The sequence below is a fragment of the Pantoea sp. USHLN256 genome (assembly GCF_037149875.1).
Taxonomy (GTDB): Bacteria; Pseudomonadota; Gammaproteobacteria; order Enterobacterales; family Enterobacteriaceae; genus Pantoea; species Pantoea nemavictus.
Genome location: NZ_JBBCQO010000002.1, coordinates 47923 through 68592, shown reverse-complemented (window position 1 = coordinate 68592; position 20670 = coordinate 47923). Strand labels below are relative to the sequence as shown.

16 protein-coding genes are annotated in these 20670 nt (G+C 54.4%); 10 read left to right on the top strand and 6 right to left on the bottom strand.

Annotated features, from left to right (window positions below; genetic code table 11):
* Positions 1-90: 90 nt before the first annotated feature.
* Genes WFL93_RS05525 through WFL93_RS05515 form a run of 3 tightly spaced genes read left to right on the top strand, consistent with a single transcriptional unit; the run spans position 91 to position 2556 of the window.
* Positions 91-870, top strand: coding sequence for a YfiR family protein (locus WFL93_RS05525; protein WP_336777446.1), 780 nt, complete (start codon positions 91-93; stop codon positions 868-870).
* 1 nt (position 871) lies between these two features.
* Positions 872-2086 (top strand): diguanylate cyclase domain-containing protein, encoded by a 1215-nt coding sequence (locus WFL93_RS05520; protein ID WP_007890109.1) that lies wholly within the window; start codon positions 872-874, stop codon positions 2084-2086.
* A complete protein-coding gene (locus tag WFL93_RS05515; RefSeq protein ID WP_336777445.1) occupies positions 2083-2556 on the top strand; it encodes an OmpA family protein in 474 nt (157 codons plus the stop codon). The genes WFL93_RS05520 and WFL93_RS05515 overlap by 4 nt, the downstream gene beginning before the upstream one ends.
* Here WFL93_RS05515 and uvsE read toward each other — a convergent pair.
* Both uvsE and WFL93_RS05505 read right to left on the bottom strand, forming a co-directional pair.
* Entirely contained in the window at positions 2543-3517 is a 975-nt protein-coding gene (uvsE, locus tag WFL93_RS05510) for a UV DNA damage repair endonuclease UvsE (protein ID WP_336777444.1), read from the bottom strand. The genes WFL93_RS05515 and uvsE overlap by 14 nt on opposite strands.
* 117 nt (positions 3518-3634) lie before the next feature.
* Positions 3635-5665, bottom strand: coding sequence for a choline transporter (locus WFL93_RS05505; protein ID WP_007890112.1), 2031 nt, complete (start codon positions 5663-5665; stop codon positions 3635-3637).
* A gap of 256 nt (positions 5666-5921) precedes the next feature.
* Here WFL93_RS05505 and betI point away from each other — a divergent pair, with 256 nt between their 5' ends.
* The 5 genes from betI (at position 5922) to WFL93_RS05480 (ending at position 15025) form a co-directional block, all read left to right on the top strand.
* Positions 5922-6515 (top strand): transcriptional regulator BetI, encoded by a 594-nt coding sequence (betI, locus tag WFL93_RS05500; RefSeq protein WP_007890113.1) that lies wholly within the window; start codon positions 5922-5924, stop codon positions 6513-6515.
* Between the two features lie 13 nt (positions 6516-6528).
* Complete coding sequence (betB, locus tag WFL93_RS05495) at positions 6529-8001, top strand: betaine-aldehyde dehydrogenase (protein WP_336777443.1); 1473 nt, start codon at positions 6529-6531, stop codon at positions 7999-8001.
* A gap of 29 nt (positions 8002-8030) precedes the next feature.
* Complete coding sequence (betA, locus tag WFL93_RS05490; protein ID WP_049851663.1) at positions 8031-9710, top strand: choline dehydrogenase; 1680 nt, start codon at positions 8031-8033, stop codon at positions 9708-9710.
* Positions 9711-9861: 151 nt separating this feature from the next.
* A complete protein-coding gene (locus WFL93_RS05485) occupies positions 9862-13869 on the top strand; it encodes a DEAD/DEAH box helicase (RefSeq protein ID WP_336777442.1) in 4008 nt (1335 codons plus the stop codon).
* A gap of 253 nt (positions 13870-14122) precedes the next feature.
* Positions 14123-15025, top strand: coding sequence for an alpha/beta hydrolase (locus WFL93_RS05480; protein ID WP_336777441.1), 903 nt, complete (start codon positions 14123-14125; stop codon positions 15023-15025).
* On the opposite strand, the gene biuH is transcribed toward WFL93_RS05480, so the two are convergent.
* From biuH to WFL93_RS05465, 3 genes are read right to left on the bottom strand one after another with little or no spacing between them, the layout of a single operon-like run.
* Positions 15022-15729: a biuret amidohydrolase gene (gene biuH / locus WFL93_RS05475; protein WP_336777440.1), complete on the bottom strand. Its 708-nt coding sequence runs from the start codon at positions 15727-15729 to the stop codon at positions 15022-15024. The two genes, WFL93_RS05480 and biuH, sit on opposite strands and share 4 nt — an antisense overlap.
* Entirely contained in the window at positions 15722-17032 is a 1311-nt protein-coding gene (locus WFL93_RS05470; protein WP_049851666.1) for a purine-cytosine permease family protein, read from the bottom strand. Before WFL93_RS05470 ends, biuH begins: the two co-directional genes overlap by 8 nt.
* Complete coding sequence (locus WFL93_RS05465; RefSeq protein WP_336777439.1) at positions 17025-18473, bottom strand: amidase; 1449 nt, start codon at positions 18471-18473, stop codon at positions 17025-17027. Before WFL93_RS05465 ends, WFL93_RS05470 begins: the two co-directional genes overlap by 8 nt.
* 298 nt (positions 18474-18771) lie before the next feature.
* On the opposite strand from WFL93_RS05465, the gene WFL93_RS05460 reads away from it, so the two are divergent.
* Positions 18772-18906, top strand: a complete 135-nt coding sequence (locus tag WFL93_RS05460) for a hypothetical protein (RefSeq protein WP_336777438.1) — start codon at positions 18772-18774, stop codon at positions 18904-18906.
* Here the strand turns inward: WFL93_RS05460 and WFL93_RS05455 are convergent.
* The gene (locus WFL93_RS05455) at positions 18903-19691 is read right to left on the bottom strand and encodes a sulfite exporter TauE/SafE family protein (RefSeq protein WP_336777437.1); all 789 of its coding nucleotides are present in this window, start codon (positions 19689-19691) and stop codon (positions 18903-18905) included. The genes WFL93_RS05460 and WFL93_RS05455 overlap by 4 nt on opposite strands.
* A 117-nt stretch (positions 19692-19808) precedes the next feature.
* On the opposite strand from WFL93_RS05455, the gene WFL93_RS05450 reads away from it, so the two are divergent.
* Positions 19809-20579: an AraC family transcriptional regulator gene (locus WFL93_RS05450; RefSeq protein ID WP_336777436.1), complete on the top strand. Its 771-nt coding sequence runs from the start codon at positions 19809-19811 to the stop codon at positions 20577-20579.
* Positions 20580-20670 lie beyond the last annotated feature (91 nt).

Here is a 20670-nt window from a genome sequence, read left to right as displayed (position 1 = left end):
TTAGCCTGATGAGCCCCGTATTTCCGGCTAAAATGCCCACTACCCGCCGATTCACCTGTGGGAAACAGGGATCAGTTATCAGGCAAATAAATGTGTACTGGATCACACTTTGCTGCAACCCGCCCTGTTGTTCTGGTTATCCATAAAATAATTTCGCGCATAAATCTCCCTGGTAAAAGCGATAGCGCAGCAAGAACGTTCGCCAGTAATGGCAAACGGAAGCATCAGTACATTTTTAAGCGCAGCGATGTTAATATTTACGCGCTTAATCAGGCGCTGATCCTTGCGAAGAACTTTCGGGAACGCAGTATGTTATGTAAACAACTTCATCATCGGCAAGCTGACTTGCTCCTCTCCCTGCTTCACGCCTGCAAGATTTTAATTAATGCCGTTTTTGTGCTGTTGTTTATTTCTCATGCGGCTTTTGCTGAAATAAAAGACGATAAAGCCAACCGTATTGTCAGCGGCATTATTAGCTTTACCCATTGGCCGGAATTAACCCGTGCCCCGCAACTCTGCGTATTCTCTTCGGCCCAGCATCTCTCCTTGCTGCCCAAAGCTGCGCCTGCGGCAACACCCTTCAGCGTGGTCTATTTGACCAATGAAAGCGAACTGGCGTTACAACACTGCGACGCGGTCTATTTCGGCGACCAGTCGCCGCAGCAACAGTTAGAACTGGCGAAACAATTCCAGGGTAAAGCCGTACTGACGCTCGCGGAGAACAACGCAGACTGTACTGTTGGCGCCGCGTTCTGCCTGATCTTCAATACCGATCACACGCTGTTCTCCGTTAATCTTGATTCGCTTGCCCGCAGCGGCGTCAAGGTGAGTCCGGATGTGCTGTTGCTGTCGCGCAATGGAAGCAAATAAGATGAAATTCGAAAAATTAAGTCATGAAAAATCATCGATCCGCAATACGCTGCGCAAAATTAGCACCATTAACTCTGCGGTTATTTTACTGCTGTGCTGGCTGTTGCTCTCGTCTACTTCCCTGCTGTTTATTAAAAGCTACGAGAAAAGAAATCTCGAGTTGATTGCCGCCACGCTCAGCACTACTTTGACTGCCGCCACGGTATTTGAAGACAGCTACGATGCGCATAATAAAATCGCGCGATTGGGCAATGAAGGGATGTTCGACTCGGCGAAACTGGTGACGGACGATAACACCGTGCTGGTCGACTGGCATGATCAACAAGAACAAACCGGCTGGTTCTCGCGTTTATTGCGCGAGTGGATTTATCTCAAACCGCTCACCGTTAATATCAACCACTCTGAAGCCACCGTCGGCATGCTGACGCTGGAAGGCACCGTGACCGGCGCTGCCGAATTTATTCGCTACTCTCTGATGATTTTGACCAGCGGTATGTTGTGCGTTTTAATTATCTCCTTCCTGCTGAGTGAATTCCTCCATCGCGGCATTCTCGCCACGCTGCGTAACATCACCAGCTCGATTCATTACGTGATTCAATCTGGCGATTTTTCTTTACGTATTCCGGAGAGCCCGACCCGCGAATTCCAGCTATTTTCCGATGACCTCAACTCGCTGCTGAGCGAAATGCAGACGCTGCAGACCTCGCTAATGCGGGATAATCGCTCGCTGGCCGCCAAAGCGCTGGAAGATCCGTTAACCGGTCTGGCGAACCGCACGGCGTTTGTCGCTCAGCTCACTCGATTACTCGATCAACAATTTGCCAAAGAGCGCTTTGCCTTGCTGTTTCTTGATGGCGATCGCTTCAAAAGCATCAACGATAACTGGGGCCACGCCGCCGGCGATGAAGTGCTGAAAGCCATTGGATCTCGCCTCTCCTCTTTGGCTTATCAGCAGGATTTGGTCGCCCGCTTAGGTGGAGACGAGTTTGCCATGCTGGTAAGCAGCCGGGCCAGCGAGGCACACCTGCAACTGCTGATGCAAGAGATTCATGAAAGCATCAAGCATAAGATCGTGATTGCGGAAGGCACGCCAATCACCACGTCGGTGACCATTGGCTACGCCTGGTCGCAGCACGGCGACACGGTCGAGTCGATTCTGGAGCGCGCCGATATGAACATGTACAAAAACAAGGGAATGAGTAAGGTACGGATATGAAGATAAGAATTTTGCTGTTGATGGCGATGTTGGCGCTGGTCGGCTGCCAGTCAAAAGGACGTTTTACTGATGCGCAGATTGCGGCAATGCGTGATGCCGGTTTCAGTGAAAATAACGAGGGCTGGGGATTGGGCTTATCGGACAAAATACTGTTTGGCGTCAACGAATCGGAACTGACGCCCGCCAGTAAAAATACCATTCAGACGATGGCAAAAAATCTGGCGACAACCGGCATTACCCATGTGCGCATTGATGGCCACACGGATAATTACGGTAAAGCGGATTACAACCAACAGCTATCGTTGAAAAGAGCCAACGCCGTGGCAGCGCAGTGGGCGCAAGGCGCATTGATTTCGCGTGACACTATCGTTACGCGCGGCTTAGGCATGAGCGCGCCGGTCACCACGAATAATAGTGCGCAAGGCCGCGCCCAAAACCGCCGTGTAGCGATTGTGATTACCGCGCCGTAATCAATTGGCGCTCGAGCGCATAGTGATATAAACGGTCGCGCGCCAAATTCTTCATTTTTACTTCGCACATTATATCGAACGCATTAAACGACAGCGCCCAATCATTTAACGTCTGATTAAAGTAGTAATCAGAGTGTGCGCGAAGTTTCGACTTCGATATGGCTAAATCCTGCTGATCGGGAAAGCCGTGATCGGGGATGATGCCTTCCTGAGCAATTGAATAATGCAGCACCGGTCGCACACCGCGCCATGACTCGTTGATCAGTGCGATGCGTTCATCATCCGCCTGAATATAGTGGTTCTCTTTCACCCAATGATGGTGAATATCCAGCACCACCGGGCAGAGATCGCGCGCCTGTAACACATCATCCAGCGAGCAGGATATTTCATCATTCTCCACCGTCAGCATATTGCGCGCTTCCGGACTCAGGCGGAGAAACGCCGCGCGAAATCCATCAATGCCCTTTTTACCGTTCATATGGATGTTGATTTTGAAATCCTGGAACTGCCGACCAAAGCCCATTAACACCGCGCAAGTGGCGTGATACTCCACATCCTCTATTGCCCGATCAACCACGCCCTCATTATCGGACGCCAGCACCGTATATTGGCCGGGATGAAACGAGAGACGGATATGATGACTGCGCGCCAGATCACCGCAGCGGCGCAATAACGGCGTGAGTTCGGCTAACAGTTCGCCATACAGCTGGGTTGCTTCAGGCACGGTATAGAGCGGCAACAGATCGCTGCCAATACGCATCATGCGGAGAGCCTCAGGTTCTTTCGCCAGCTGCTCAAGTGTCAGGTATAGGTTTTGTAGATTGTTTTGCGCCAGCAGGTTCAGCAGCGTGATGCGTGCATCATCATCCAGACTGAGAAAGCGCGTGCGGGTGGTACTTTTAAAGGGATACGGCTGTTTAGCCTGTTGATCCAGATACTTACAAGCAAAGCCTAATTTCATTTTATCCCCCATTTAATCAGCTTGAAAGCTTAGCTGTGATTGGGGAATGTGCCAGGTGCAGGATGAAGCTGCACCTGGCGCAAAGCGTAGGTCACCATTTATGGCGACCACCACAGGTTACACGTCCGGGAAAGTCATGCTACTGCCCGGCGCTTCGCGATGCAGATGGATAAAGTTCAGGTGACGTTCGTACTGATCGAGAATATCGATGATCACCTGCTCTTTGTTGTAATCCATCAAATCATTGCCCTGGCTGCCTTCCAGCAGGAAGGTTTCGAGACGGTAGTAGGTCGATTTACCGCTGCGAGCGCGGTAGGTGAAGCCCGGGACCGAATACTGCTGAGGCCAGATCTGATAGACGAAGTCCTGCTCTTCACCCAGCAGCACGCGCAGATCAAGGTGGCCCAGCGGCTGCGCTTCATCGGGTTCAACGCGCTCCAGCGAAACACGTCCGCCGCGTAGTTCCAGCTCTTTCGCCACATCCTGCATCGCCGGGAACAGCACCTCTTCCATCATTTTCTGCGTATAGCGCGTACCCGGATAGTTCATCAGGCGCGACAGGCGCTTCTTCCAGCTCAGACGATCGTTACTCGCCGGAATGTAAGGCGCAGTATCGCGGCTGGCGCTGGCGCGACGATGATCTTCGACCTTGAGCGATTTATACAAGCCGGCCATCACAAAGAAGATCACGAAGCTGAACGGTAAGCCCATGATCACCGTGGCGTTCTGCAAGGCCGAAATGCCGTTGGTCATCAGCATGCCCATGGTCAGCACACCAATCGCTATCGACCAGAAGATACGCAGCCAGTTTGGCGCATCGCTATTGATGTCTTTCAGCTTCGAAGTGAAGTTACCCAGCACCAGCGAGCCCGAATCCGCCGAGGTCACGTAGAACAACATACCGGTGATGGTGGCAACCGAAGCACTGAGTTTAAACGCCGGATACTGCGCCAGCAGGCTGTAAAAACCACGCTCAGCATGCGCCATCACTTCCTGCGCAAAGCCCGCATCGCCGTGAATAATTTCATACAGCGCCGCGTTACCAAACACCGACAGCCACAGCAGCGTAAAGGTGAACGGAATAATCAGCGTGCCCAATACGAACTCACGAATGGTACGGCCGCGCGAAATACGGGCGAGGAACAGACCGACAAACGGTGACCATGCCACCCACCAGGCCCAGAAGAACAGAGTCCAGCTGTTCATCCACTCTTTCGGTTGATCAAAAGCAAAGGTGTTGAGCGTCATGCCCATAAAGCGATTGACGTAGTCGCCGACGTTCAGCACCAGCGCGTTGAGCAGGAAATCCGTTTTGCCCATAAACAGCACGAACAGGATTAAGCCCAGCGCCAGTGCGACGTTGAGTTCCGACAGAATACGAATGCCTTTATCGACGCCGGAGGTTACAGAAATGGTGGCGATAATCACCGACAGCACAATCAATGCCGCCTGGGCGGTGAATCCTTCGGGGATATCAAACAGCACGTTGAGGCCGTAGTTCAGCTGCACCACACCAATCCCCAACGTGGTCGCGATACCAAAAATGGTACCGATAACCGCGGCGATATCTACGGTATGGCCAATCGGGCCATTAATGCGTTTGCCGAAAATGGGGTAGAGCGCCGAGCGGATGGTGAGCGGCAGGTTGTAACGATAGCTAAAGTAGCCGAGCGCAATACCCATCAACGCATACATCGACCAGCCGGTAACGCCATAGTGGAACAGCGTCCACACCATCGCCTGGCGCGCGGCTTCCATGGTCTGCCCGGCCCCTTCCGGCGGCTGCATGTACTGCGTTACCGGTTCGGCAACTGAGAAGAACATCAGGTCAATCCCGATGCCAGCGGCAAACAGCATTGCTGACCAGCTCAGCAGGCTGAATTCAGGTTTGGATTGCTCCGGTCCGAGCTTGATCGCCCCATAGCGTGAGCACGCCATATAGACCACGAACACGATATACACCGTGGCAGCGAGCATGTAGTACCAGCCAAACGTGGAGGTGACCCAATTCACGGTGGTCTGGATCCAGCTGGCAGCTAATTCGCTGTAAAAAATCGTGACAAGTGAAAATGTCAGAATCAGTCCGGCTGAGGTGAAGAACACCACAGGATTGATTCTGTCTTTTTCACTGGCAGGTGGATTAATCATCGATTACCTCTGGTTAATTTCCTGTAATTCATGCCAATAAAGCCCGTTTTAGTCGCCATTGATGGCGCTCCTACGCGGGAAAGTGCGGTTTTCGTAGGGTGCGCGTTAATGCACACCTGCTGAGTTCCTTTCAACTCACCGCTCCGTTTTTGTAACAAACGAAGCACAGCATCCTAACAAATTTCTTTTTTATATTGAACGTGCAATCAAAAAAAGTTTTAATAGTGTCCTTACATTGCGGTGGAGCTGGAGTTTTATGCCAAAGGTGGGAATGCAGCCGATTCGTCGTCGGCAACTGATTGATGCGACCCTGAGCACCATTAACGAAGTCGGGATCAACGACGCCACCATTGCGCAGATTGCGCGCCGTGCTGGCGTATCGACGGGCATCATCAGCCACTACTTCAAAGACAAGAACGGTCTGCTGGAAGCGACGATGCGCGACGTAACGCGTCAGCTGCGCGATGCGGTCGCAGCAAGGTTGAAGCCGCTGGCCGATGCCAGCACCGAAGCGCGTCTGGTGGCGATTGTGGAAGGCAACTTTGATGATTCGCAGGTGCACAGCGCCGCGATGAAAGCCTGGTTAGATTTTTGGGCCAGCAGCATGCATCAACCACAGCTCGGACGCCTGGAACGCGTCAGCAGTCGTCGACTGTTTTCCACGCTGGCAGCCGAGTTTCGTCGCGCAATTCCCCGTGAGCAGGCGCGTCTGGCGGCACATGGCCTCGCCTCGCTGATTGATGGCCTGTGGCTGCGCGCCGCGTTAAGTGGCAAACCGTTCGATTTGGCCATCGCCAGAAGGCTTACCACCCAATTCATTCGTCAGCAGTTGGCTGACCAGAATCACTGAGGAAGGAGAAATCATGTCCCGATTCACCGAGCAACACCTTTATATCGATGGCGCACGCGTTCCGGCTGCAGCTGGCAACACATTCCAGACCATCAACCCGGCAAACGGCGAAGTGCTGGCCGAGGTTCACGAAGCCGAGCGCGCGGATGTTGATCGCGCTGTCGCCGCGGCGAAAAAAGGCCAGAAAATCTGGGCGGCGATGACCGCAATGGAACGTTCACGCATTCTGCGTCGTGCGGTGGATATTCTGCGTGAGCGCAATGATGAACTGGCTGCGCTGGAAACCCTCGACACCGGTAAACCGCTGAGCGAAACCCAATATGTCGATATCGTCACCGGTGCCGATGTGCTGGAGTATTACGCCGGCTTGACTCCTTCGCTGGAAGGCCAGCAAATCCCGCTGCGCGACACCTCTTTCGTCTATACCCGTCGTGAGCCGCTGGGCGTGGTGGCCGGTATCGGCGCGTGGAACTACCCGATTCAGATCGCCTTGTGGAAATCGGCACCCGCGCTAGCTGCCGGTAACGCGATGATCTTCAAACCAAGCGAAGTTACGCCGCTGACCGCGCTGAAACTGGCAGAAATCTATACCGAAGCGGGCGTGCCGAACGGCGTGTTTAACGTGGTGAACGGCCGCGGCGCGGTGACCGGCCAGCTGCTGACCGACCATCCGGGCATCGATAAAGTCTCCTTCACCGGTGGCGTGGCCAGCGGTAAGAAAGTGATGGCGAATGCCGCGGGCTCAACGCTGAAAGATGTCACCATGGAACTGGGCGGTAAATCACCGCTGATCATCTTTGATGATGCCGATCTCGACCTCGCCGCAGATATTGCCATGATGGCCAACTTCTACAGCTCCGGCCAGGTTTGCACTAACGGTACCCGCGTCTTCATCCCAGCCAAACTGCAGTCGGCATTTGAAGCAAAAATCGCCGAGCGCGTGGCGCGCATCAAAGCGGGTGACCTGAATCATCCTGACACCAACTTCGGTCCGCTGGTCAGTTTCGCGCATCGCGACAACGTGATGCGCTTTATCGAATCGGGTATCAGCGAAGGTGCGCGTCTGCTGTGCGGCGGTAAACGCCTGAGCGGCGCAGCATTCGACAAGGGTGCGTGGGTAGAACCGACCGTGTTCACCGACTGCCGCGATGAGATGACCATCGTGCGCGAAGAGATCTTCGGGCCGGTGATGTCAATTCTGAGCTACGAAAGCGAAGAAGAGGTGGTTCGCCGCGCGAACGCCACTGAATTCGGCCTGGCTGCCGGTGTCGTGACGCAGGACCTTAACCGCGCGCACCGCGTGATTCACCAGATTGAAGCCGGTATCTGCTGGATCAATACCTGGGGTGAATCCGCCGCTGAGATGCCAGTCGGAGGCTATAAGCACTCTGGCGTTGGCCGCGAAAATGGCCTGATGACGCTGCAAAATTACACCCAGGTGAAATCAGTGCAGCTCGAAATGACCCGTTTTCAATCCGTATTTTAATTTTGGCTTTTTAACCTGAGGAACGACTAATGGAATTTGATTACATCATTATCGGAGCCGGATCCGCAGGGAACGTTTTGGCGACAAGACTGACCGAAGATAGCAGCGTCAATGTGCTGCTTTTAGAAGCGGGCGGCCCAGATTACCGCTTCGATTTCCGCACGCAAATGCCTGCGGCGCTGGCTTTCCCATTACAGGGCAAACGCTATAACTGGGCATACGAAACGGAACCTGAGCCGTATATGAACAACCGCCGCATGGAGTGCGGACGCGGCAAAGGTTTGGGCGGCTCATCGCTTATCAACGGCATGTGCTACATCCGCGGTAACGCGATGGATTTGGATAACTGGGCGAAAGAACCTGGCCTCGAGAGCTGGAGCTATCTCAACTGCCTGCCCTACTATCGTAAATCTGAAACGCGCGATATCGGTGCCAACGATTATCATGGCGGCGAAGGCCCAGTAAGCATCACCACCTGCAAACCCGGCAACAATCCGCTGTTTGCTGCGATGATTGAAGCGGGCGTGCAGGCCGGTTATCCGCGCACGGACGATCTTAACGGCTATCAACAGGAAGGTTTTGGTCCAATGGACCGCTTTGTGACGCCGAAAGGTCGCCGTTCCAGCACCGCGCGCGGTTACCTTGATACCGCGAAAACGCGTCCGAACCTGAAAATCATCACCCATGCCACCACAGACCGCATTCTGTTTGACGGTAAACGTGCGATTGGCGTGCAGTATCTGCTGGGTTCCAGCAATACCTCACATAAAGTGCAGGCGCGTCGTGAAGTGCTGCTGTGCGCGGGTGCGATTGCATCGCCACAAATTCTGCAGCGTTCCGGTGTCGGTTCGGCTGAGTTAATGAAGCAGTTCGATATCCCGCTGGTACACGATTTGCCGGGCGTGGGCGAAAACTTGCAGGATCACCTCGAAATGTACCTGCAATATGAGTGCAAAGAGCCGGTTTCGCTCTATCCGGCACTCAAATGGTGGAACCAGCCGAAAATCGGTGCCGAGTGGCTGTTTAACGGCACCGGTGTCGGCGCCAGCAACCACTTCGAAGGTGGCGGCTTTATCCGCAGCCGCGAAGAGTTCAGCTGGCCGAATATTCAGTATCACTTCCTGCCAGTCGCGATTAACTACAACGGCTCGAATGCTGTAGAAGCACACGGTTTCCAATGCCACGTTGGCTCAATGCGCTCACCAAGCCGCGGCCATGTGCGCCTGAAATCACGCGACCCACGTCGCGATCCGGCGATTCTGTTCAACTACATGTCGCACGAGCAGGATTGGCATGAATTCCGCGATGCGATTCGTATCACGCGCCAAATCATTAATCAGCCGGCGCTGGATAAGTATCGTGGCAAAGAGATCAGCCCAGGCCTGGATTGCCAGACCGATGAGCAGTTGGATGAATTTGTGCGCAACCACGGCGAGACCGCTTATCACCCGTGCGGCACCTGTAAAATGGGTACCGATGAAATGGCAGTGGTAGATGGTGAAGGTCGCGTGCACGGACTGGAAGCCCTGCGCGTGGTGGATGCCTCGATTATGCCGTTGATCATCACCGGCAATCTCAACGCAACCACCATTATGATTGGTGAAAAAATCGCGGATAACATTCGTGGTCGCCAACCGCTGCCGCGCAGCGAAGCGGATTACTTTGTCGCCGGCGATAAACCGGTGCGCGCTGAACCGATGCGCGGATAACTACGCCGTTCGCAGGGTAACGTTCTGTTACCCTGCTCTTCTCTTCATACCTACCAAAATCAATCAGTTATTACGCCGTCTGGCTATGCTATGTCTTAGCCGTTACCATGTCTGCAAAAGTAACTTTGCACAGTGATTGACGGAAAGTGATATGACTTCAGTGAATAGCGATCATCATGATTTAGCCGATACGTTCGCCTCGTTTTCTTTTCATCAGAGCATGCTGCTTAATCTGCTGGCGGTGATGGCGCCCTTATCGAAAACGGCGATCATGGCGGCGTTAAACGCTTTTGACAGCAAACCCTGTCGTATCAATCATCCCGAGTTAGATGCCTTATTGGAGGAGTTTCAACAAGCGGGTTTGATTGCCCTGGTGGAACAACGCTGGCAGCTCACTAAAAACTACGAAAATAAGGTTGTTTTGCAGCTGTTACGCCATCCCGAAGTCCTACACGCCGTTCTTGATCATTGCAGTACCTATCGCACCAAAGTCGTCGATATTCATAAGACACTTATGTGGATGTCTGCGCTGGCGGGAATGATGGATCAGCTCACAGAACACACTATCCGTTGGCGCTATTACGGAAATTTCCAACTGGACGATCATCCTGCCATTAAACTGATTGCGGATGAGGCGGGAAGAGAGGCTTTTACCCTGCTGCATCACGATGTGCAAATCCTGCTGCTTTCCACCGCGCTTAGTGATGCCAGCGAGCAATTCAAGGTCAGCCCGCAACTCTGGCAGTTCGCACGTAACTTCGCCGCAGCGTTACCGAACATTCCTGGGATGATGATTGACGCCTTAGCGCTTGAAGCACTCTGGCGCGACGATCGTGACTTCCTGAAAACCGAATTACCTTATGCAGCTCAATGCTGGTTGGCTTTGTATCAGGGAGAAACTCAGTCAGCGATGCAAGCCTGGCAGCTACTGGTAAAACAGCTGCGTAAGCTTACCGGCAAACGCAAACTGCAGCTGCCGCCGGAATTGGCGATATTAGCTGCCATCACCCTGTTTTCCCGTACTGAACCGCAACAGCCGACCGAATTACTTGAACTCACAGAACAGAGCAAAAATGACAATATTGCCTGGTGGTTATTTGAAGGATTAATCACTAAGCGATTTGGTATCACGCCTAAACAGCGCAGTTTTGAGTACATCGATAAGCCGCTCATCGGCATAGCCGGTATGTTTCAGGCCCTGATTCTGTACTGGCTTGGCGATATGCAGCACCCCGAGCAACAGCGTTCGCGCCTGCTGGAATTTGCGAAACAACTGGAAGAACGGGGTTATACGCTTCCCGCATTTGAAATGCGTACCCTTTTACATCATCAGTTCGCTGAACCTGCGCCTGAAAAACCCCGCCAGCGTCAGGCGATTAGCCAGCTTTGGCAACGCAAAGAGACATGGGAATACGCGCTGGAAGCACTGGCGCAACTTTCGCCAAAGAGTAGCGAAAGCACGTCACGCCTCGCCTGGCTCTTGTCGCATAACGGCTATGGGATTGAGATGATTCCCGTGGAACAGAAACGGAATCAGCAAGGCTGGAGCAAGGGACGCTCCATCGCGTTAAAACGCCTGCGCCACGAATCCGATAAGCTGACGTGGCTGGTGGCGCAGGATCGCCAGGTCGCCAAACATATCATTTCGCACTACAACTATTACGGTTCGGATAGATATGAAGTTGACGCCAACAAAGCGCTGCCGCTGCTGGCCGGACATCCCGCTGTTTTCTGGCAAGATGCGCCGGATGTCCGCATCGATGTTGAGTCAGGACAAATCCAGCTCTCGATCAGCGAAAAGCACGGCCAACTTTGCCTTAGGCTCAACCCGACTTTCGACAGCCGCGATCAGGTGGTGATCGTTAATGAAACGCCGACCCGATTAGTCGCCTATGTGGTGAACGAAGCACACAGAAAAATTGCTGCGGTACTCGGCGAAGAGCTGCGAATTCCCGCAACCGCGCGCGATAAAGTTTTGCGTTCGATTACCGCCGTTGCGCCGTTGCTGCCTATTCAGGCCGATCTGCCTGAGTTCACTGCCCACATTCCACACGTCGATGCAGATGAAAAAATTTATGCGCAGCTATTGCCGCTGGGCGAGGGTTTACGCTTGCAACTGCTGGTTCGCCCTCTCGTCAACGGCAGCTGGCTGCCGGTAGGTCGTGGCAATGAGATTGTGCATGGTAAGCAAGACAAGCAAGCGGTGCAGACCCGACGCGATTTGAAACGCGAAGAGGCCAGCATGCAGCAAATTTTGCAAGCCTGCCCCCTATTGACGGAAACGGAGCAGGACAATCAGGAATGGCAATTTAACCAGACGCAGGATGCACTGGAAATGCTGAGCCAATTGCGAAGTGTCGATGGCAATTTACTCGAATGCGTCTGGCCCGAAGGTGAGCGGATGCGCTTTACCGGCCGCCGTGATATGCGTGCGTTAACGCTTAACGTGAAGCGTCAGGGAGAATGGTTCGCGTTATCCGGCGAGTTGAAGCTGGATGACGGTAAAGTGCTAAAACTGCGTGAACTGTTGAAACTGGTTGAGGAGAGCGAGGGACGTTTTATTCGCCTTGGCGATCAAGAGTGGCTGGCACTGGATCATCAGCTGCGCCAACGTTTGCAACAGTTAATGCTGATGGCGGTAAAAGACAATAAAGCGCTGACGGTTAATACATTAACCCTACCGTTTATCAAAACGCTCGCTGAAGAAGTCGGCGATTTGCGTGGCGATAGCGATTGGCTGCAGCAGTTGCATGAATTGAAGGCCAGAGAGGAACATCTGCCTGTCCTACCGAGCACGCTCAAAGCCGAATTACGCGATTATCAGCTGGAAGGATTCTATTGGCTTTCACGTCTGGCGCATTGGGGTGTGGGCGCCTGCCTGGCGGATGATATGGGACTGGGGAAAACCTTGCAGACGTTAGCGCTGCTGCTGGAACGTGCTCCGCATGGCCCACAACTGGTTATCGCCCCCACATCCGTGACCTACAACTGGCTGAGCGAAAGCGCCAAATTTGCGCCAACGTTGCAGATGCGCGATTTTCGCTATCACCGTGATATCTCTGATATCGGCGAATTTGATGTCGTGGTTGTCAGTTACGGCATGCTGCTGCAGGAAGCTGAACGCTTTGCCGCTACGCAATGGCACAGTGTGGTTTTGGACGAAGCTCAGGCGATCAAAAATGCGCAGACCCAGCGCGCAAAAGCAGTGATGGCATTGAAGGCCGATTTTCGCTTAGCGCTCAGCGGCACGCCAATTGAAAACCATCTTGGTGAGCTGTGGAGTTTGTTCCGTTTCATTAATCCACGTTTGCTGGGCGATCAAAAATCCTTTAGCCAAAAATTCACAGTGCCGATCGAGCATGGCAGCAAGCTCGCCGCTTCGACGTTGAAGCAACTGATAAAGCCGTTTGTCCTGCGCAGAACCAAAGCTCAGGTGCTTGACGAGCTTCCGCCGCGCACAGATGTTCTTCATCAAATTCCCCTGAGCGAGAGTGAAAAACATTGGTACGAGGCGCTGCGCCAGCAGGCCATCGAGAACCTGCAAGAAAGCAAAGACCTCAGTACCATTCAGGTGCTGGCGGAGATTACGCGCCTGCGTAGATTCTGCTGCAACCCTTCACTGGTTCTGCACGACGTTTCGCTGGAGAGTAGCAAGCTCAAGGCCTGCCTTGAAATCGTTAATGAATTACGCGAAAACCACCACAAAGCTTTGGTGTTTAGTCAGTTTGTTGACCATCTTGCCCTGCTGCGCGCAGCACTCGATGAACAGAATATCGCTTATCAATATCTGGATGGTTCAACGCCTCCGGCTGAGCGGAAAAAGCGTGTAAATGATTTTCAGGCGGGTACGGGCGATCTGTTCCTCATCAGTTTGAAAGCCGGTGGTACCGGACTTAATTTAACCGCGGCAGATTACGTTATTCATCTCGATCCGTGGTGGAATCCTGCGGTAGAAGATCAGGCCAGCGATCGCGCCCATCGTATCGGTCAGGATCGACCTGTGACTGTCTATCGGCTGGTAATGGAAGGCACGATTGAGGAACAGATTGTTGGCCTGCATAACCGTAAACGTCAGCTGGCAGCCGACTTACTGGAAGGCAGTGATAGCGTGGGGAAAATGAATACCGAGACATTGTTGGCGGTGTTGCGTGGGGATTAAATAAGATGCTCATGGGCATATACCACCTTATATGCCCATTTAATTCTTTATAGAGCGGCCGCAACAGAATCCAACGTCAATTTCGCTGATTGAAAGACCACAGCAATGTCGCTAAAGCCCGGATCAAAAAATCACATTAAAGTATGTTGTAACTACAATCGTTAATTTGCCTCGTCGCATTTAGTAATACAAAGCCGCGCCCACCTGCTGGCTTTTCTGCTTCAATGGGCCTCCCATTTCATGAGGATCCACCATGAATCGCCGCCATTTTTTATCCTGCCTTTCGCTTTCGGCGCTGGCCATGCGCAGCGGGATGACGTTTGCTGCTACCACGCAAGTAACCACTAAAATTTTATCGCTGTGGTCCGATTTACCGCCAGGTGGCGGCGGCCCTTCTGGCAATGTGGTGATCTCAGACAAAGGCGCCCAACGCAATATTGTGCAGCCCACGCTTACGCTATTAACCCCTGCTAAACCCAATGGTCGCGCGGTCTTAGTTGCCGCAGGTGGCGGCTATACGCGTATTGAGATGGGTAAAGAAGCCTGGCCCGCCGCCGCCTGGCTGACGGCACGCGGCTACACCGCCTATGTGCTGAGTTATCGCTTGCCGCATGAAGGCTGGAAAGATGGCGCGATAGTTTCATTGCAGGATGCACAGCGTGCGTTGCGCATGGTTCGGCAGCGTGAAAAGCATGTCAGCGTGCTGGGATTCTCGGCTGGGGGACATCTGCTCGGCATGGCCGTGACCCGCGCGGATTTTCGTTCTTATAGGGCAACCGATGCGTTGGATAACCAACCGGCTACAGCCGATCGCGCAGCGCTCATCTATCCGATTATCACGCTGGAGCCGCCCTACACGCATACTTCAACCCATAAGATTCTGGTCGGCAAAAAAAAACCCACCAGTGAAGATGCACGTTGGTCAGTGCAGGAGTTCGTGAATCCGCAATCTCCGCCCTTCTTTCTGGTGCAGGCTGAGGATGACCCGATCTCCGATCCCCACAACACGCTGATCATGGCCGATGCCTGTCAGCAGCAGCATGTACCGGTTGAGATGCATAGCTACAGCAGTGGCGGACATGGCTTTGGTATGGGCAGGCCCGGCACACCCACCGTGGCGTGGCCGGAGCACTATGAAAAGTGGTTGAGGCGTTAACTTACCTCAGCCGCTTGTTTGCTGGCTAACCCGGCCAGCAAGGTCTGTGAACTGGCAACCGCGCCAAAAATCCCGCCCTGCATATGAATCATGCTGAGTGCCGCTTCGTGATGCTTTAATTCGGTCGCGGCACAGCAATCGGACAACACCAGGCACTCGAAACCGCGATCGTTGGCTTCGCGCAGCGTGGTATGTACGCACACATCGGTGGTGATACCGCCGATGATCAGATTGCGAATACCGCGACTGTGCAGGATGAGCTCCAGATCGGTGGCGTAAAACGAGCCTTTCCCCGGTTTATCAATGATGATTTCACCCGGCAGCGGCGCCAGTTCCGGAATAATTTCCCAGCCAGGTTCGCCGCGAACCAGAATGCGCCCGCACGGACCCGGCGCCCCAATTTCCGCCTGCATGCGTTTCGAGCGCCAGCGCTTGTTGGCCGGAAGATCGCTGAGATCCGGCCGATGCCCTTCACGGGTATGAATGATCGGGAATCCTAACTCGCGCATCTTCGCCAGCACCTGCTGTAGCGGCTTGATTGGCGCGCGCGTCAACGTGATGTCGTAACCCATGCTGTCGACATAACCGCCCTTGCCGCAGAAGTCGGTTTGCATATCAATAACCACTAGCGCAGTATCCTGCGGGCTGCAACGACCGTCATACGGCCACAAGTAAGGAGTTGAATCAATCGCATAATCAGGCATTTTTTTCCTCCATCACCTTCACTACGCTTTCACGTTTGAATTTGACAATCAGCGTGTAACTGGCCGCGGCAGTGACCAAACCAATCACCGCTTCACCGAACTGCGGGAAGGCAATGTGCGCAATTACCGCACACAAACTCCCTATCGCCCAACCGGCGAAGGCGCTACCACGCAGACGGCGCGCCTTACGCTGCTCGCTGATTTTGGCCATAAAGATCAAATCGACGATCATCACCGCGCCAAACGGCGGTACCACAATGCCAAGCAAACTTAGCCATTCAAGGAAGTAGGACCATACGCCAGCCAGCGCCAGTGCCCCGCCGATGACGCCGAGAATCACCGTCCACAGACGCATCTTGCTGCTGAACAGATGGCTGAAGCCCACCGCGCCGTTATACAGGCAGTGCGTACACACCGAACCGAGGTTGATGAATACAAATAGGAAGGCGATGACTGAAAGCAGCATGCCGTGACCCATTAACATCGGCAGGAAGTTGCCACCGTTGCTCGCCGGATCAACTGCCGCGCCGACCGCGACAATCACTACGCCAAACAGGTAGGAGATGACGTTCGCCATCGGGAAAGCCGAAAACGCCGCGATCACCGCTGATTTACCGTCTTTTGACCAGCGGGTAAAGTCAGCAGTCATGGTACCCGAATCAGCGAAACCGGCCACCACCATCGTCACCGCAGTGCCCATACTCATCACGCCCACCGCGCCGCTGCCCCCTTTAAACTGTGTAATGGTGCTGAAATCATGATGCTGGCCAATCAGCCATAAAGCCACTAAACCCAGCACCACAAACAGCGGCGCGGCGATAAGGCCGAGCACCGACAGCGCGCGCACCCCGAGAAACGTAATCGCGGTATACAGCACCATGGCGAACGCCGTCACCGCCAACGCATTCCAGCCAAAAGTTTGATTGATCACCGTGCCCGTTAAGCCGGTCTGGAAGGCGTACCAGCCAATCACCACCGTCGACAGGAAGCCAGAGACTAGGATGTAACCTTTAGTGCCGAAGGTACGCTTCGCCTGTAGCGCGAAGTTCATGCCGGTATTGCCAGCAAACCAGCTCAGCGCGCCGACATAGGCAAACAGCACCAGGTTGCCCAGCAAAATCGCTATCAACGCGGGCCAAAAACCGAGATGCCAGGTAATGATGCCGCCGAACAGCGCGTTGGTGAGGATCATGGGAAAACCGAACCACACTGCAGATACCGAGCCGGTGGAGTGGCGATGGCTGAGCGGTACCGGCTCGTGTTCGAACTCCTGCTCCAGAGCAGGTGAATTTTTGTTAGTCATGGGCAACTCCGATTGAAACAGGATGAAGGTGATTCCAGGGTTGAATGCGCTCGAATGCGGCACTGGCCGCCAGCACCAGGCCATCGTCCAGATGACGACCCACGATTTGCATGCCAATCGGCAGGCCGCTGGCGGTGAAGCCCGCAGGCACGGACGCCGCCGGTTGGCCGGTAAAGTTGAACGGGAAACAGAAGGAGAGCCAGTGATCGCTGCGCACCATGCGGCCATCAATAATCTCCGGCCCCTGCATATTGAGCGGGAACGGCGGTACCGCCAGCGTCGGTGACAGCAGCAGATCGTAGTGCTGCATAAAGCGCCACATCTGATTGCACAGCTTCTTGCGCATGGTATTGGCATCAGTAAAGTTTTCGGCACGCCAGTCGCGTTGCAGCATGGCGCTGAGGTGTGGCGACATGCGCGAGCCAAGTTCAGCGTGCATCTTGCGCATGCCGGTCAAATCGCTTTCAAAAGCCACCAGCGCGGCGAACGTCGCACCTTCATCGGCGATGCCGGGATCGACTTCATCCAACTCGGCACCCAGCTCCTGCGCAAAGCGTCGTGCCGCCTTAGTGACAACGTCACGCACTTCTGCATCCACGGCGATATAGCCAAAGTCAGCGCTAAAGGCGATGCGCAGTCCATTGAGCGGCTTGTCCAGAGACGCCAGCCAATCCACATCACTGCAGGGAATTGAGTGGCGATCACGCATGTCTGGCCCCGCCATCACCGACATCATCAGCGCGCTGTCACGCACGCTGCGCGACATCGGACCGATGTGCTCTAAGGATTCCCAGCTGGATACGCCGGGATAGCGCTCGTCGCGACAGCCCGGCCAGAGCGGCACGCGCCCCATTGATGCTTTCAAGCCAAACACGCCGCAGTGGGCAGCAGGAATACGTACCGAACCGCCGCCATCGCTGCCTAGCGCAATCGGACACAGGCGCGCCGCCAGGGCAGCACCGGAACCGGCGCTGGAACCGCCCGGCGTTTTGCTCAGATCCCACGGGTTGCGCGGTGAAGGGAATAACGGATTGTGTCCCACGCCGCTATAGCCAAACTCCGGCGCGGTGGTTTTGCCCAACAGCACGGCATCGGCAGCTAACAGGCGCTCAACGGTAATGTCATCTTCTTCCGGGACGAACTCGGCATAAGCATGCGATCCGGACGTGGTTTTTACCCCTGCGGTGCAAATCAGATCTTTCACCGCCAGCGGCACCCCCGCCAATGCACCCAGGGTTTCGCCGCGTGCGCGTTTGGCATCAATAGCCGCCGCCTGCTGCAGCGCCAACTCCGGCGTGGCGGTGCAAAAGGCCTGAATCTGCGGCTCGCGCAGTGCCATGCGATCCAACGCGGCCTGCGTCAACTCTTGCGCCGTTACCTCCCCGCTACGGATCAACGCCGCCAGCGTCGTGGCATCTTCATCCAACAGTGCATCAAACATGCGAATACTCCCGATTTATCAACTAACGGGGATATTGCAGATTACGTGCCAATACTTTCCAAAAAATGACGCGTTTGAGCCAAAGCCAGATGGGATACGCTCTTGGATACAAGATCGAATACTTATGTTTCTTTACAATGCAGGCCGGGATGCGCAAAGCACAACAATGGCGCAACGCTGCGCCATGTTGAGGTGCAGACTTTGCCAAAATTGCGATGGAAATTAATCCTGCATCATTGATGAGAAAAACCGCGCACTCGCTATATAATCCCTTGCATATCGAAGCAAGGAGCGTTTTATGAATACCACTTACAGCCGACTTCTTCTCGCCGGCTTACTCACTTTTACCGCGCTATCCAGTTACGCCAGCCGTGTAGTGACCGATCAGATTGGTCGCCAGGTGACCAATCATGGTTTTATGCCCCGCACTTAAACCGCAATGGCGAACAGCACCACGCATAAAAGCGCCACGTACACCCGGGCATGCCACACATCGGGAACGGCCGGAATGCATCGGCGAGCAAACATGATGCCGCTAAAGCCGGCTATCACCAGCAGCAACAGGATTTTCAGGCTGATAAATCCCAGATAGCCGCTAGCGGCTATCTTTTGCCAACCGCTGATGGCGTAAGTGATAGCACCACAAATGGCCACCGGCAGTGACAGCGGATTGGCCGCGCTGACGCAATCGCGCATTGCGTAGCCGTGTCGGCGCAGTAGCGGCACGGTCATCACGCTGCCGCCAACGCCCAACATCGCGGCGATGATACCCATCGCCGTGCCACCAGCACTGGCGGTCAGACGAGAGAGCGATCGCGGCGTGCTACGGCTGAAGAACCCTTTGCGCAGCAGACAATCGGCGATGGTTACCAGCATGTAGATGATAAACAACCTGCGTATCCAGTTATCATCCATTTCGCCAGCCAGCGACGATCCGATCACCGCACCCAGCGCGATGAACCACAGCAGTGGGAGCAAGGTGGCTTTATTCAACTTGCCGCCGCGCCAGTTGTGGTAGCTGGCCCAACCGGCGTTGAAGATCATCACTGCGGTCGAGGTGGCCACTGCTATGTGCATCGCGTCTGCCGCCAGCAGCGGTTGTTGCGCCAGCAGCTGGTAGACAAATGGCACAACGACAAAGCCGCCACCAAAACCAAATAGCACCGTGGTAATGCCGGTAGCAAACCCCGCCAGCACAATAATTAATAGCTCATTCATTACCGTTCTCAGCATCAGCAAATAAGTTACGCAGCTTACGCAGCCACCTGCCCGCTTCCCATTTGTGCAGCGCTCAATTAACCTTGCAAACCGGTCAATCTGAGACAGATAGCTAACATGCGGAATGGTCACATAGATGCATTCGATCAACTGGAGCGTGATGTGGTGGCGCTTGGCAATGACTATGCGCAGGGCTTTGTGCTGCCAGAACATCGCCACCGCCGTGCACAATTACTGTATGGCGCAACCGGGCTGATGCACGTTGCCACTCAGGCGGGAGAATGGGTAGTTCCGCCGCAGCATGCAGTGTGGATCCCGCCGAACACCGCGCACAGCGTAAAGTTCGTTGGCGTCTCGACGCGCAGTTTGTACATCGAACCGCAGTGCGCGGCAACGTTACGCGCCAACGATCGCTGCAGCGTGCTTAGCGTTTCACCGCTAATGCGCCAGCTGCTGATTGAAGCCGTTGATTTACCGCCGTTATATGCATCCGATCGCGATCGATCGCTAATAACATTACTGCTGCTAGAGCTGGCCGCGATGCCGACACGTGAGTTCGATATTCCGCTGCCGCAGCAGTCCGCGCTGCTGGCGCAGTGTCAGGCTTTTCTTCAGGCTCCGAGCATTCATGATGCCGCCGAACGCTGGGCCAGCGCGCTGTTTATGAGTTCCAGCACCTTCCGCCGCCATTTCCTGCAGCAAACCGGCTTGTCTTTCTCCGCCTGGCGGCAGCGCGCCTGCGTTGTGACAGCGTTAGCGATGCTGGTCGCCGGGAAATCGGTGAACGAAGTGGCGCTGTCGCTGGGTTACGATAGCAGTTCGTCATTCTCCACCATGTTCCGCCGGGTTACCGGGCAGGTGCCGTCCTTTTACATTGACAACCGCTGAGTGAAATTTCGCCACCCTCTGGCGATTTCAGGCTGAAAACCCTGAGTTTCGAGCCGGAATAATCACCCTAACCTGCTGTTAATCATCGCTT